Origin of the sequence: Novosphingobium fluoreni, from assembly GCF_014196615.1 — a bacterium.
GTDB classification, from domain to species: Bacteria; Pseudomonadota; Alphaproteobacteria; order Sphingomonadales; family Sphingomonadaceae; genus Novosphingobium; species Novosphingobium fluoreni.
The window spans coordinates 18,030-32,951 of sequence record NZ_JACIDY010000009.1 but is presented as its reverse complement, the minus strand read 5'-3'; the positions used below and the strand labels follow the sequence as shown (position 1 = coordinate 32,951).

11 protein-coding genes are annotated in these 14,922 nt (G+C 63.5%); 9 read left to right on the top strand and 2 right to left on the bottom strand.

Features of this window, described 5'->3' with window-relative positions:
• Positions 1-892: Ig-like domain-containing protein (locus tag GGR39_RS15275; RefSeq protein WP_183618250.1), on the bottom strand; the 892-nt coding region annotated here is incomplete at its 3' end.
• Between the two features lie 511 nt (positions 893-1,403).
• Between GGR39_RS15275 and GGR39_RS15270 the strand changes: the two genes are divergently transcribed.
• Positions 1,404-1,859 (top strand): tRNA (cytidine(34)-2'-O)-methyltransferase, encoded by a 456-nt coding sequence (locus GGR39_RS15270; RefSeq protein WP_183618243.1) that lies wholly within the window; start codon positions 1,404-1,406, stop codon positions 1,857-1,859.
• Positions 1,860-1,928: 69 nt separating this feature from the next.
• Here GGR39_RS15270 and GGR39_RS15265 read toward each other — a convergent pair whose 3' ends face one another.
• Positions 1,929-4,343 carry a TonB-dependent receptor gene (locus GGR39_RS15265; RefSeq protein WP_343055904.1) on the bottom strand — a complete coding sequence of 805 codons (2,415 nt, stop codon included), beginning with the start codon at positions 4,341-4,343 and terminating at the stop codon, positions 1,929-1,931.
• A gap of 536 nt (positions 4,344-4,879) precedes the next feature.
• Here GGR39_RS15265 and GGR39_RS15260 point away from each other — a divergent pair.
• The 8 genes from GGR39_RS15260 to atzF are packed head-to-tail and all read left to right on the top strand — an operon-like array spanning position 4,880 to position 14,912.
• A complete protein-coding gene (locus GGR39_RS15260; protein WP_183618241.1) occupies positions 4,880-5,959 on the top strand; it encodes a putative urea ABC transporter substrate-binding protein in 1,080 nt (359 codons plus the stop codon).
• A 28-nt stretch (positions 5,960-5,987) separates the two neighbouring features.
• Positions 5,988-6,803, top strand: a complete 816-nt coding sequence (locus tag GGR39_RS15255) for an ABC transporter permease (RefSeq protein WP_183618239.1) — start codon at positions 5,988-5,990, stop codon at positions 6,801-6,803.
• Positions 6,800-7,597 (top strand): ABC transporter ATP-binding protein, encoded by a 798-nt coding sequence (locus GGR39_RS15250; RefSeq protein WP_183618237.1) that lies wholly within the window; start codon positions 6,800-6,802, stop codon positions 7,595-7,597. The genes GGR39_RS15255 and GGR39_RS15250 overlap by 4 nt, the downstream gene beginning before the upstream one ends.
• Positions 7,594-8,076, top strand: coding sequence for a CopG family ribbon-helix-helix protein (locus tag GGR39_RS15245; RefSeq protein WP_183618235.1), 483 nt, complete (start codon positions 7,594-7,596; stop codon positions 8,074-8,076). Before GGR39_RS15250 ends, GGR39_RS15245 begins: the two co-directional genes overlap by 4 nt.
• Positions 8,073-8,897 carry an urea amidolyase associated protein UAAP1 gene (locus GGR39_RS15240; protein WP_183618233.1) on the top strand — a complete coding sequence of 275 codons (825 nt, stop codon included), beginning with the start codon at positions 8,073-8,075 and terminating at the stop codon, positions 8,895-8,897. The genes GGR39_RS15245 and GGR39_RS15240 overlap by 4 nt, the downstream gene beginning before the upstream one ends.
• A gap of 11 nt (positions 8,898-8,908) precedes the next feature.
• Positions 8,909-9,544, top strand: a complete 636-nt coding sequence (locus GGR39_RS15235) for an urea amidolyase associated protein UAAP2 (protein WP_058738056.1) — start codon at positions 8,909-8,911, stop codon at positions 9,542-9,544.
• On the top strand, positions 9,541-13,134 hold the full coding sequence (uca, locus tag GGR39_RS15230) for an urea carboxylase (RefSeq protein ID WP_183618231.1): 3,594 nt from the start codon (positions 9,541-9,543) through the stop codon (positions 13,132-13,134). Before GGR39_RS15235 ends, uca begins: the two co-directional genes overlap by 4 nt.
• Positions 13,131-14,912 (top strand): allophanate hydrolase, encoded by a 1,782-nt coding sequence (atzF, locus tag GGR39_RS15225; protein WP_183618229.1) that lies wholly within the window; start codon positions 13,131-13,133, stop codon positions 14,910-14,912. Before uca ends, atzF begins: the two co-directional genes overlap by 4 nt.
• Positions 14,913-14,922: the final 10 nt, after the last annotated feature.

Genomic DNA, 14,922 nt, shown 5'->3' with positions numbered 1-14,922 from the left:
TGCCGTCAGCACCGGCGGTGACGGTGGCATCAGGCGTGCCATCGCCATTAAGGTCGATCACGACGGTAGAGCCAGCCTCGGCCGCCCCCGTCAGCACTGTCCCATCACCCAGGTTCAACGTAGGTGCAGCAGGCGCCTGCGCGTCGACCACGATCCGCGTAGGCTGCGAAGTGTTGCCCGCCGCGTCCGTCGCGGTGACGGAAACGGGCACGCCATTGCCGATGGGCGTGGTAGGAACGAAGGTCCAGTTGCCACCCGCGTCTGCCGTCACCGTGCCTTCCACCGAACCATCGCCGTTGATGTCGATGCGCACCGTCGAGCCTGCCTCAGCCGTACCGGTGAGACGGGTGCCATTGCTGGGGGTGACAACCGGGGCGGCAGGCGCGGTGGTATCGCCCGGCTGGGGCGGCGGGGTGTTGTTATTGCCGCCACCACCGCCACCACCGGCGATGGCGGCCACGCCACCGGCCAGGCCCGCCAGGCCCAGGATCGGCAGGAATGACATCCCGCCCGAGCTTGCCGCCGCAGCGCCTGTCGCAAGAGGGTTCAGGCTATAGTTCAGGACTTCGCTGGTGGCGTCTTCGCCCGCAACGCACGTCGCGCTGCCCAGGTCTGCCAGCCAGGTCGCGCCGCTGGCGGGATCTTCCAGGCTGACCTGTCCACGATCATCGTCAGCGCAGGCAAAGTAGCCGTCGAGCCGGATGGTGGAGCCATCGGCAAAGCGGATGACGAGATCGTCGCCCTCTCGCAGCATGCCGGTCACTGCATCGCGTGGAGCGACAATTTTGATGTTGGAATTGGCAGGAACGGCGACGCGCCCTTCGCCGGTATCGACAATCGATGTTTGAACGGTCTTGGTGGTGCGATTGACGATATCGACGCGCTTTTCCATCTTATGCTCCCAACGAAGAGCTCCGCGATTGCGGATGCTTTCCACGCAGCGACCGATGGTCTGATAAGACCCCCCGCCCTGCACCAAACTTCACCGAAATTGATACCACGGTACCTGCCGGCAACAGTAAACGGCTGGGTTGTTACTAGCGCCAATGCGGATTGAAGCCGGAGTGAAGGTGTCGCTCTGCGCCTTCTACTTATGATTAACGATTTCACGGAACTCTGTGGCGCGATTTTCGCTACTAAGCGCGCATCAGTACCTAGGAGGACCACGTGACAACACGAGCTCTGATAGACCAATCTTTACCATCAAAGCGGCTGCATCGTTCCGCCAAATCGAAGACACCGCCGGGTAATAGTCAGTTCGGATCAATTATCGTGATGACCGCCAGATTCACCAGCGAGCGGCGAAGGCCTCACTGGGGCACTTTCAACATCTGATTCGTCTGCTGGCCCGCTTCCGGTCCGGCGAACTTGCGCGTTCGCTATGTCTTCGCCAAGCAGCCGCGATGCACATGGCCTTTTTCGAACCTGAGATTGCCGGGAATGTCGGCGCGGTGCTGCGCCTGGGCGCGTGCCTGGGAGCGACGGTGCACCTGATAGAACCGCTGGGCTTCACCTGGGACGATCGCCGCGTCCGCCGCGCGGCGATGGACTATATCGATCATGTCGCCGTGATCCGGCACCAGGACTTTGCGACGTTCCAGGCCGCGATTGGCGCGCGGCGGCTGGTGCTGTTCACCACCAAGGCCACGCAGTCCGCCTATCAGTTCCAGTATGACAAGGATGATGTGCTGCTGTTCGGCAAGGAAAGCGCAGGCGTGCCCCACGCCATCGCCCAGGTTTGCGACGCGAAGGTCAAGCTGCCGATCCGGCCCGAAGTACGATCGATGAACCTGGCGACTACGGCAGCGATCGCGCTTTCCGAGGCGATGCGGCAGACAGGCACCCTGCCCTTGCTCTGACACCTGAACCTGACGAAAAAGACGCCCTGGGCCGAACAGATCGACCCAGGGCAGGTGGGTACTCTCGCGTCAGTAGTGGAAGCGCAGGTCGACACCGATGCGCCGGGGCGTCAGCACGCTTTGGGCATAGTAGCGCTCGATCACGCCGGATCGTGCCTGATTGAACGAGCTGCGATCGTTGCTGATGCCGGTGATGGCATACTTGTCAAAGATATTGTCGGCATAAACGCCCACATCGAAATGCTCGCCGTGATAGGTGATCGAGGCGCGGTGGGTCAGGTAGTCCGGAATGACCTCGCCAAAGCCGCGAAGGCCGATGCGCGAATAGATGTTGCCCATGTACGTCGCGGCCCAGCTCGCCTCGATGTCGGTGCCGTTTGCCAGCGGATAAGTATATGTCACTTGCGCGGCGGCTTGGTGCTTGGCCGAACCCGGCAGGCGATCGCCCTTGAGGGCGCTGTAGGGCTGGCCCTGGCTGACGACGATATCCGCCGCGTCTTCGGTCAGTTTGGCATCGGTGTAAGAGTACATGCCCTGCAGCGCGAGTTCTGGCGTTATCTTGAACTGGCCGGAGAACTCCACACCTTTCGAAACCGCTTTACCGGCGTTCACAGTGATGCCCACCGCACCGTTGAGGGTCTGACTGGGCGTCTGCAATTGCGACCAGTCGATATGGAAGACGTCGGCAGTGAACTGGAACCGCTTGTCGAACAGCGATCCGCGCACGCCGATCTCCTTGTTGCGCGTCTTGTCAGGACCAAACGCGAGTTCGTTCGGCAAGGCGCAGACGTTCTGACCGGGTGCCAATGGCAGGATGCAAGGGGCAACACGGTTGACGTTGCCGGTGCGATAGCCCGTGCTGTACGTGGCATAGACCAGCAGGTCGTCGTTGATCTTGTACGATGTATTGGCTTTCCAGACGAAGCCGTCGGCCTTGGTATTGCCGGACTTGATGCGGCTGGGATCGAACACCACCAGCGGATAGGGCGTGCGGCGGATGCCGCCTCCGGTCAGCGGGGTATCGGTGCCCCCCTCCGCGAAAGCCTTGTACTTGTAGTAACGCAGGCCGCCCGTAACCTGCCAGGCATCGGTGATGTGGAACGTACCTTCGCCGTAAGCCGCCATCTCTTTGGTCTGGGTGTTCACGAAAGACATGTATTCCAGATTGTCCGGACGGAACACGCCGAAGAAGCCGGGGAGGCCGGGTACGTATTCGCGGTACTGTGAGCCGTAGCGCAGATTGTTGTAGAATCCACCCAACACCCAGTTGAACGGACCGCCGTGCGTTGAAACCAGGCGAACCTCCTGGTTGAACTGCTTGTAGTTGACGGTCGACTGGTTGAACGAGGAGAATTGCGGGAAGGCTTCGTATCCGTAGTCCAGATCGAGGAGAAGATCGGTATTGTCCGACTGCGCCTTGATCTTCTGCGTTGTCCACGCCGAAGTGGAGACGAGTTGCGCGAAACCGCCCAAACCGATGTTGAACTCAGCCGAATAGAGGTTCGAGTTACGGCTGCGTGGCTCCAGATAACGCCACGGGCCTTCGTATTTGCCCGTACCCAGAACGCCCGCGCCGGTCGCCTGGCGGCCCTGCGTCTTCGTATCCTGATGGGCGTAAGTCAGGTAGACCTTGATGTCGGGGTTCAGCTGCAGCAGCAACTGGTTGCGCGTGGTGAACGTCTTTTCGTAATTGACGTCCTTCTTGGAATAGAAATTCGCCGCCCGCTGTTCCGGGGTTCCGAACGAACCTTCGGCAGCGGTCTCCCCGCGTACCGGCTGTGGATCCGAGATGCCGGGATTACGGAGGATATAGTTGTAGTCAATGAAGCCGGGGTTGTCATAATACCCAACGACTGTACGAAACGCCACGTGGTCTTCGATGATCGGGATGTTGACCGCCCCGTCCATGTTGAAGCCGGGGTTGGAACTGTGGTCCTGCACGAAGCCGCGCATGTGGGCATCGACGCTGAACTTGCTGGGATCCGGGCGATTGGGAATATAACGCACCGCGCCCGACAACGTGCCGAGACCGTATAGCGTACCCTGCGGACCCTGTAGCACTTCGACGCGATTGATGTCGATCAGCTTGAAGTCCAGGTATAGCGGAACTTCACCAAGGTATACACCGACCGCGCTTTCGTAGTTTGAACCGCCCGCGCTTGTATCCGCAGCCGAAATGCCGCGCATGATGATGTTGCCGGTGGAGGCGGGCCCTGTATTCGCCACCGTCATACCGGGCGTAAAGGCTGCGAGATCCTGAACGCTATCGATACGCTGGCGAGCGAGCTGCTGCTGTCCTACCGCGCTGATGTTGATCGGTGCATCCTGCAACGTGGTGCTGCGGCGCGTGGCGGTGACGATGATCTCGTTCGCATCTGTCGACGCGGCACCATCAGGCTCGGTCTGCGCGAATGCCGGTGCCTGCGCGAACCCGACGAGTGCAGTGGCGCAGAACAAAGTAGCTTTGAAAGACTTATTGGTCACGAACAGCCCCCTCAAGGTGAAAAGTGCACGGGATACATCTCCCCCGAAGGCAGAGCCGCAATATCGGCCCTGCCTGGTCGTCTTTTCTTGATAATCTTCCAGCCTGCTTATTTATTCTTTACTCAGTCGTAGCGATCACAGGCTTCCAGACCTTAAGGATCCTGCCGTCACCACAACTCACGCGCTGCAGCGCAGCACGATCTACCCATCGACATACGGACGCGAAGTCCGCGTGCGAGCCAAGTCCGTTCATCCGGCACCGAAAACGCGGCAGGCCAACCAGCCCGTTACGTCCCGAACCGTCGCGATTCTGCGATGCGATATGCTTACGGTATCGATATTACGGTTTGCGTCAAGCGTAATAACGCACTTTTATGACGCAATCGCACATGGCATGCTGCATCGCAAGAAATCCGGGATATCGACGCGGCAATATCGCCGCCACGCTGCGTTATTACAAAAATACATTTCGGTAATATCAGTGCTGGACAAGATGAAGTTCTGGTCCGATGCTGCGATGCGAAAGGGGACGAATCATGGTGAAGTCGCTGCACCGGGTTAGCACGATCGCGCTGCTGGGAGGGGCCCTGTTTCTCGCCTCCTGCTCGTCGAGCCAGGACCCCGCCAAGCCTCGCACGGAATTCAACATCGGCTGGTCGATCTACGCCGGATGGATGCCCTGGCCCTATGCCCAGCAAGCTGGCATCGTGAAGAAGTGGGCCGACAAGTACGGCATCAAGATCAACGTCGTGCAAGTCAACGATTACGTTGAATCGGTGAACCAGTATACCGCCGGCAAGTTCGATGGTGTCACCGTCACCAATATGGACGCGCTGACGATCCCTGCCGCCGGCGGCAAGGATACCAGCGCCATCATCGTCGGCGATTACTCCAACGGCAACGATGGCGTCTTGCTGAAAGCTGGTGACAGCCTGAGCGCGATCCGTGGCAAGCAGGTGAACCTTGTCGAATTGTCGGTCTCACACTATCTGCTGGCGCGCGGTCTGGAAACGGCGGGCATGTCCTTGAAGGATGTGAAGACCGTCAACACTGCCGACGCCGATATCGTCGCCGCGTTTTCCAGCCCCGATGCGCAGGCCGCGGTCGCCTGGAACCCGCAGCTGACCGCGATGAGGGGCCTTCCTGGCGTGAAGGAAGTGTTCAACTCCTCACAGATCCCGGGCGAAATCCTCGACCTGCTGGTGGTCGATACCGCCACCATCAAGGCTAACCCGAACCTGGGCAAGGCGCTGGCCGGAATCTGGTACGAAACCATCGCCCTGATGCAGCGCAAGGATGCTGAGGGCGCGAAGGCCCGCGCGGCAATGGCGAAGCTGGCCGGGGCGACACCCGAAGCCTACGACAAGCAACTTTCCACGACGTATCTCTACGTCGATCCCAAGGCTGCGGTCGCCGCAACGACCGCGCCGACGCTGATGACCAACATGAAGCGGGTGCGCGATTTCAGCTATAGCAAGGGCCTGTTCAAGGGCGCGGCATCGGCGGACGCGGTGGGCATCGGCTTCCCCGGCAACAAAGCGCTGGGCGATCCCCAGAAGGTGACGCTACGCTTTGACACCACCTTCATGCAGTCCGCCGCCGACGGCAAGCTGTGAGCCTCCGCGTGACCGGGACGAACCAACCATGCGCTGGGTAAACCGACAACCTCGCCGGGGCGATCGCCTGCTGCTGGGCGCGCTGCCAATCCTGCTGCTGGTGGTGCTCTACCTGTTCCTGGCGGCGCAGCGCCACGCGCTGAACCCGGCGGACAAGATCCTGCCGCTGCCCAGTGCGATGGCGTCCGGCCTCTCTGCCCTGCTGTTCACGCCCGATCCGCTGTCCGGACAACTGGTGTTCTGGTCGGACACGCTGGCCAGCTTGCAGCGCCTGGGCATCGGTCTTGGCATCTCGACTTTGGTGGCGCTGATCGTCGGCCTGGTGCTGGGCGTCCTGCCACCGGTGCGGGCCACTCTGGGGCCGCTGGTGACGGGCATCGCCGTGATCCCACCGATCGCGCTGCTGCCAATCCTTTTCATCGCGCTGGGCCTGGGCGAAACCGCGAAGATCGCGCTGATCGTCATCGGCATTTCCCCGGTGATGGTGCGTGATATCGCCGCGCATGTCGGCGCGCTGCCTCGCGAACAGATCATCAAGGCGCAGACGCTGGGGGCGAACAGCTGGCAGATCATGATTCGCATCGCTCTGCCCCAGGCCATGCCACGCCTGTTGCAAGCAGTGCGCCTGTCACTCGGCCCGGCGTGGGTGTTCCTGATCTCCGCAGAAGCGATCGCGTCCGACATAGGGCTGGGCTATCGAATCTTCCTTGTCCGCCGCTACCTGTCGATGGACGTGATCATCCCCTACGTCGCCTGGATCGCGCTGCTGGCGATCGTGATGGACCTGGCGCTGACTTACCTTAGCGAACGGTTCTTTCCCTGGGCCCATGGAGCAAACCATTGAACGCGCTTCTCAGCCTTCGTGACGTGTGGGTCGAATATGGCGAGAAGGTGGTGCTGGAACGCGTCAACCTGGACGTCGCCGCCCATTCCTTCGTCTCGGTGGTCGGCCCCTCTGGCGCGGGCAAGAGCAGCCTGCTGCGCGTGATCCTGGGGCAGGAGCGCCCTTCTCGCGGCAGCATCCACCTGGACGACGCGCCGCTGGCGCCGGAGTGCGGGCCGGATCGCGGCGTGGTATTTCAGCGGTATTCCGTGTTCCCGCACTTGTCCGTGCTGCGCAACACGATGCTGGGGCTGGAGTGTACGCAAGCGCCTTTCTCTGCCCGTTTGTTCGGCAGCGCCCGCAAGGCCGCGCGGGACGAGGCCGTGGCGATGCTGGAGGCGGTTGGCCTAGGCCATAGTCTGGACCTGTATCCGGCGCAGATGTCAGGCGGGATGCAACAGCGGCTCGCGATCGCGCAGGCTTTGATCAAGCGCCCGCGTATCCTGCTCCTGGATGAACCCTTTGGTGCGCTCGATCCAGGTATTCGTTCGGATATGCACACGCTTATCACGAAGTTGTGGAAAGACTATCAGCTGACGATCATCATGGTAACTCATGATATTCGCGAAGCGTTTTCTTTGGGAACGCGCGTTCTAGCTTTCGACAAGCGCCGCCATGACCCACACGCGCCTCATCGTTTCGGCGCGACCGCAGTCTATGACCTGACGCTGGATAAGAAGACGCAACAGTTACCGCCTGATAATGGTGGTATTACGCTTGACACTATTCGTAATACCATGGAGGATGTGGCATGAGTTCCGAACCCGTCCCTCTGGCCCGGCTCAGCATGAGTCTCCCGGCCGATCTTTTCCGCCAGCTGGACTTGATGGTGGAAGAGCGCGAGTTGCCTTCCCGCTCACAGCTTATCGCCGAACTGATCCGCCACGCGCTGGCCGAGCATGAGGCTTACACCCGCCCGGACGAAATGTTGGCCGGCACCGTGACCATCGTCTATCGCGCCGATCGCGGTCGCACGCGGCACCAGTTGGCCGAAACGCAGGGCGATTACCTGAAAGAGGTGATCTCCGCCCAGCACGTGTTCCTGGAGCAGGACCAGTCGCTGGAAGTGCTGCTGGTTCAGGGCCCGGCGATCCGCCTGAAAGAGTTGTGCGATGCGCTGCGCCGGGTTCGCGGTGTGCAGCAGCTGCAACTCGTCACCACGACCGCCCTGCTGCCGCCGTTGCATGAGCAGGACGACACCAGCAAGCGCAAGCCGGTGGGAGCATCCGCATGATCGAGACACTCGCCAATCCGCTGGCCGCACGCGATCACGCGCGAGCGATGGCCGGCACCGTCGTCGAGGCGATGCCGGTGATCCCGCCGGCTGCCGATGATCTGCCAGCCGGCGTTTCCACCGCCGATCTTCTCTGGGAAGAAACGGTCGCGCCTGGTGGCTACGCGACGCGCCGCCTGTCCCGTGGATCGCGCCTGCGGCTGATCGACGTGAACGGAGATGCCTGCGCCTCGCTGATGGTGTTCAACGCCGAAATGCCCACCGAACGGTTGAATGTGGCCGATACCGTGAAGGTGCAATGGAACGCCTACCTCGGCGCGGGCAAGCTGCTACTGTCCGACATGGGCCGGGCGTTGATGACGCTGGTGGAGGATCAGGCGGAAACGCACGATACATTCTGCGGCACCTCCAACTCCGCCACCAACGCGGCGAAGTATGGCGATGGCAGCAACAGCGGCGCATACCCCAACGGACGCGATCGTTTCATCCTGGGCGCGGCCAAGCACGGCCTGACCCGGCGCGACGTTCACCCTTGCGTCAATCTGTTCAAGGGTGCGCGCATAGAAGCTGATGGCGCGATCACGCCGCTGGTCGGCCCCTACGACGCCGGCCGCTCTTTGACGCTACGTGCGGAAATGGACGTGATCATCGTGATCGCCAATTGCCCCCACGTGCTCGATCCGCGCCCGGACTATACCGTGACGCCGCTGCGCCTGACGGCCTGGCGCGGGCCGGTCACGCCCGAAGACGACATTTATCGCAACGCGACGCCGGAGGGCCTGCGCGCCTTCCAGAACGTCGAGGACTATCACCGCCGCTAAGGAGCGCCACCATGAGTGCCGACCCTCATCTTGCCGGGCTTCCCGGCACCCCTCGTCATGACCAGATCGTGGCCGCCCGCGCGCCGTGGCTGCACCATATCAAGGCGGGCGAAACGCTGCGCATCGTGGACCTGGAAGGCAACCAGGCCGTGGACTTCCTGCTCTATTCCGCTGCCGACGATGCCGAGCGTTACAGCGCGCAGGACACCGTCGCGGCGCAAGGCAACCTGTTCCTGCGCACGGGGACCGTGCTGCGCTCCAACGAGGGGAGGCCGATGATGACCATCGCGGCTAGCGCTGTGGAATATCACGACACCATCGGCGGCGCCTGTTCGTGCGAGAGCAATACGTTGCGCTATGGCCATCACACCAAGGCGCAGCACGCCTGCGTCGAGAATTTCCTGGAAGCCAACCTCACCGAAGGGCGCGGCAAGCGTGATATCGTTTCCAACATCAATTTCTTTATGAATGTTCCTGTCGAACCCGACGGGTCGCTGGGCATCGTCGACGGAATATCCGCGCCGGGCCTGACTGTCGATCTGCGGGCGGAAATGGACGTGATCGTGGTCGTGTCCAACTGCCCGCAGATCAACAATCCCTGCAACGCGTTCAACCCCACGCCTGTCAGAATGATCGTCGCAGGATGAGCTTCGATACGATTCTGATCGCCAACCGGGGCGCGATCGCCACCCGCATCATCCGCACGCTGCGCCGCATGGGGCTGCGCTCCGTCGCGGTCTATTCCGAGGCCGACGCTGGTTCCCTGCACGTGACCGAGGCGGACGAGGCCGTCTGCATCGGTCCGGCTGCGGCAGCGGAAAGCTACCTCAACATCGCCGCGATCCTGCAAGCAGCCAAAGACACCGGCGCGGGCGCGATCCATCCCGGCTACGGCTTTCTGGCGGAGAATACCGAATTCGCCGAGGCTTGCGCCGCGGCAGGCATGGTGTTCATCGGACCGACGCCGGACAACATCCGCACCTTCGGCCTGAAGCACAGCGCCCGCGCGCTGGCCGCGGCGCATGATGTGCCGCTGGCTCCCGGGACCGGCCTGCTGACCGACGAGGAAGAAGCCGTTCGCGAGGCCGCGAGGATCGGTTACCCGGTAATCCTGAAAGCCACGGCGGGCGGCGGCGGCATCGGCATGCGCGTCTGCGAAGGCGAGGACGACGTGCGCCAGGGCTTTGCGGCCGTGGCGCGGTTGGGCGAGGGCAATTTCGGCGATGCGGGCGTATTCCTGGAACGCTACATCCGCCGCGCCCGCCACGTCGAAGTGCAGATCTTCGGCGATGGCGCAGGCCGCGTCGTCGCGCTGGGAGAGCGCGACTGTTCGCTTCAGCGCCGCAACCAGAAAGTGGTGGAGGAAGCGCCCGCGCCGCTGCTGCCTGAGCCCGTGCGACAGGCTCTATACTTCGCTGCGATCCGGCTGGGCGAAGCCGCACGCTACCGCTCGGCAGGTACGGTGGAATTCCTGTACGACGCGGACCGGCACGAGTTTTTCTTCTTGGAGATGAACACGCGCCTTCAGGTAGAGCATGGCGTGACCGAAGAGGTCATGGGGCTCGACCTGGTGGAGTGGATGATCCGGGGCGGCGCGGGGGACTTCACCTTCCTTGATCACGCCCCCACCACCCCGCAGGGCCATGCGGTGCAAGTGCGGCTCTATGCCGAAGACCCGGCGCTGGATTACCGCCCGACGTCCGGCACGCTCACCGCCGTGCGTTTCCCTGAAGATATCCGCGCCGAAACCTGGGTCATGGCAGGCTCGAAGGTCAGCGCCTGGTACGATCCGATGCTTGCCAAGCTGATCGTCCACGCGCCCACCCGCGAGGAAGCGGTAACGGCGATGCAGGCCGCGCTCGATGCCAGCCGGGTCGACGGGATCGAGACCAACTTGCGCTGGCTCCGCGACGTGGTGCGCTGCCCGGAGTTCACCAGCGGCGAGGTTTCCACTCGCGTGCTGGACGCCATCAGCTATCAGCCGCGCAGCATCCGCGTGCTGACGGGCGGGACCTGCACCACCGTGCAGGACTGGCCGGGGCGGCAGGGGCTGTGGGCGATCGGCGTACCGCCATCAGGGCCGATGGATGACCAGTCCTTCCGGTTGGGCAATCGCCTGCTGGGCAACGCCGAGGGGATGACCGGGCTGGAGATCACCGCGTCCGGTCCCAGCCTGGTGTTCAACGCCCCGGCCCGCATCTGCCTGACGGGTGCGGATTTCGACGCCCGGCTGGATGACCAGCCAGTACCGCGCGGCATCGCCATCGATGTGTCCGCCGGCCAGACCCTGACCATGGGTCGAGCACGCCAGGGCGGCATGCGCGGCTATCTGCTGTTCGCGGGTGGCCTCGATATCGAGCCCTACCTGGACAGCCGCGCCACGTTTGAGCTTGGCCAATTCGGCGGACATGCGGCGCGGCCGCTATTGGCGGGCGATACGTTGCACCTGGGCGAGGCACCGACGGCCGAGGCACTTTCCACTGCCGATCTGCCGCGACTGGGCGCTAACTGGTCGCTAAGGGTACTTTACGGCCCCCATGGCGCACCCGATTTCTTCACGGCGGACGACATCGCGACCATCGTCGGTGCCGAGTGGCAGGTCCATTACAATTCCAACCGCACCGGCGTGCGCCTGATCGGCCCCAAGCCGCAATGGGCCCGCACCGATGGCGGAGAAGCCGGCCTGCACCCGTCCAACATCCACGACAACCCCTACGCGATCGGCGCGGTGGACTTCACCGGCGACATGCCGATCATCCTCGGGCCGGACGGTCCTTCGTTGGGTGGTTTCGTCTGCCCCTTCGTAGTGATCGCCGCGGATCGCTGGATGATGGGCCAATTGAGCGCGGGAGACCGCCTGCGCTTCGTACCGGTGACGATCGAGGACGCCGCCGCCGCCGACGTGGCGCAACAAGCGCTGCTAAGCGGCCAGACCCCGGTTCCGGCGGACATGGGCCGGGCCGTCGCCACGCTGTCGCCGATCTTGGCCGATCTGCCCGAAGCGAACGGGCGACCCCGCACCGTCTATCGCCAGCAGGGCGACCGCAATATCCTGGTCGAATACGGCCCGATCGTCCTGGACATCGAACTGCGCATCCGGGTTCAAGCGCTGCTGCAGGAACTGGAGCGGCAAGCCCTGCCCGGCGTGATCGACATCACGCCCGGCATCCGCTCGCTGCAATTCCACTTCGATGGCGAGCAGATGACGCAGGCTACCGCGCTGGCGGCACTGATGGCTGCGGAAGAGCGGCTGGGCGATCTGGAGGATTTTGCAATCCCCTCACGCATCGTCCACCTCCCCCTCAGCTGGCGTGATCCCGCGATTACCGAGACGATCGACAAGTACATCAGCGGCGTGCGCGATGATGCGCCCTGGTGCCCGGATAACATCGAGTTCATCCGCCGCATCAACGGCCTGCCCGATGCGCAGGCGGTGGAGGACGTGGTGTTCGATGCCAGCTATCTCGTGCTGGGCCTGGGCGACGTCTATCTGGGTGCGCCCGTCGCAACTCCCGTCGATCCCCGCCACCGGCTTGTCACCACCAAGTACAACCCGGCGCGCACATGGACCCCGCCAAACGTGGTGGGCATCGGCGGCGCGTATATGTGCATCTATGGCATGGAAGGGCCCGGCGGCTATCAGCTGTTTGGCCGCACCATCCAGGTGTGGAACACGCACAACCAGACGGACGCCTTCGTGGACGGCAAGCCCTGGCTGCTGCGCTTCTTCGACCAGATCCGCTTCTTCCCCGTCAGCGCCGATGAATTGACCGAGTGGCGCCGCGATTTCCCCGCCGGGCGGCGCTCCATTCAGGTCGAGGAATCGGAGTTTCGCTTGTCCGACTATCGCGCCTTCCTGCGCGATAACGCCGAGACGATCGATGCCTTCCAGGCCCAGCGTCAGGCGGCATTCGATGCCGAGCGCACCGCCTGGCACGCCAGCGGTGAGTTCGACCGGGTCAGCACGGACGATGCCGCCCCAGTCGATGGCGCCGCGATCGAAGTTCCCGAGGGCGCGGATCTAATCGAAGTCCCGTTCGGGGGCAGCGTGTGGAAGCTGCTGGTATCGGTGGGAGACGAAGTGAAAGCCGGTGACACGATCGCCGTGATGGAAGCGATGAAGATGGAGTTCCCCGTGGAAAGCCCCGGCAGCGGCACGATCGCCGCGCTCTACATGCAGGAGCGGCAATCGTTGCAACCCGGCGCGGCGATGCTGGCGCTGAGGCGGCACCCGTGATCGCATTGGAACGCCGCAGCGCCGCCGCGATCGCCGCCGCAATCCGCTCAGGCCAAACGACGGCCCTGGCGGTGGCGGAGGAAACGCTCGACAGGATCGCGACTTACGATGCCGTGCAGCGCGCCGTATGGATTAGCCGCGTCGAGCCGGAGGATCTGCTCAGTGCCGCGCGCGCGATCGACGCCCGCATCGCAGCCGGAGAGAATCTGCCGCTGGCGGGCGTCCCCTTCGCGGTGAAGGACAATATTGACGTCGCCGGGTTTGAAACCACCGCCGCCTGCCCCGCCTTCGCCTACCTGCCCGATGCTTCCGCCACCGTGGTGCAGAAGCTGCTGGACGCGGGCGCGCTGTGCGTGGGCAAGACCAACCTCGATCAGTTCGCCACCGGCCTCAACGGCACGCGCAGCCCCTATGGCGTGCCGCGCAACCCCTACAATCTGGCCTATGTCAGCGGCGGGTCCAGCTCCGGTTCCTCCGTTGTCGTGGCGGCGGGACTGGTCCCGTTCGCGCTGGGAACCGACACCGCCGGCTCAGGCCGCGTGCCCGCCGCCTTCCAGCACCTGATCGGCTTCAAGCCCAGCAAGGGCCGCTGGAGCACCAGCGGCCTGATCCCCGCCTGCCGCACGCTGGACTGCATCACCGTCTTCACGGACGACACCACCGATGCGCGGCTGATCGACCACTTGGTCGCCGGTTTCGATGAAGCCGATCCCTATTCGAAGCGGCTTGCCGATCGGCCGGTAAAGCCGCGCGTCATTGGCATTCCCCGGCGCGACCAGCGCATGTGGTTCGGCGATGCGGAAGCGGAATATCTCTTCGATCGCGCGGTGGAGCATCTTGGCCGCTCCGCCCGGATCGTGGAGATCGACCTGGCGCCCCTGCTGGAAGCAGCGATGCTGCTGTATAGCGGACCTTGGGTGGCGGAGCGCGCCGCCGCCGTCTCCGATCTGCTGGCCACGAACCCCACCGCCATCGATCCCATCGTCCGCGCGGTGATCGCGGAAGGCCTGAACTACAGCGCCGTCGATGCCTTCAATGGCACCTATCGCCTAGCCGCGCTGAAGCGCCACGCCGATGGCTTGTGGGGCAAGATAGATCTGCTCGCCTTCCCTACTGCTGGCACGACTTACCGAGTGGTGGAGATGCTGGCCGCCCCCGTCGCCCTTAACAGCAACCTGGGGCGCTACACGAACTTCGTGAACCTGCTCGACATGGCCGCAGTCGCGGTGCCCGCAGGCGCACGCGCCAATGGTACCGGCTTTGGCGTAACCCTGATCGGCCCCGCCGATACCGACCGGGCGCTGCTGGACGTGGCCGAGGCTTACTTTGCCGCCGCCAAACTTCCGTTCCCACCCCCGCTCGATCTGGAGGGCAAGATGCAGACCGTGAAACTCGCCGTTGTTGGCGCCCACTTGAAGGATATGCCGCTGCACTGGCAACTCACCTCGCGAGAGGCGAAGTTTGTCGGCGCATTCGAGACCGCCCCCACCTATCGGCTCTACGCCATGGCGGACAGCGTGCCGCCTAAGCCCGCACTGGTTTACGCCAAGGACGGCGCAGCGATCGCGGTTGAAGTCTATGAACTGGACGTCGCCAGCTTCGGCAGCTTCACCGTCGATGTGCCCGCCCCCCTGGCGATCGGCACGGTCACACTGGCGGACGGCAGCAGCGTCAAGGGCTTCGTCGCCGAACCGCGCGCGCTGACCGGGGCGACGGACATCACCCATCTGGGCGGCTGGCGCGCCTTCATCTCCCAGCAGACGGAGATAGCGTTGTGATCCGCGCTCG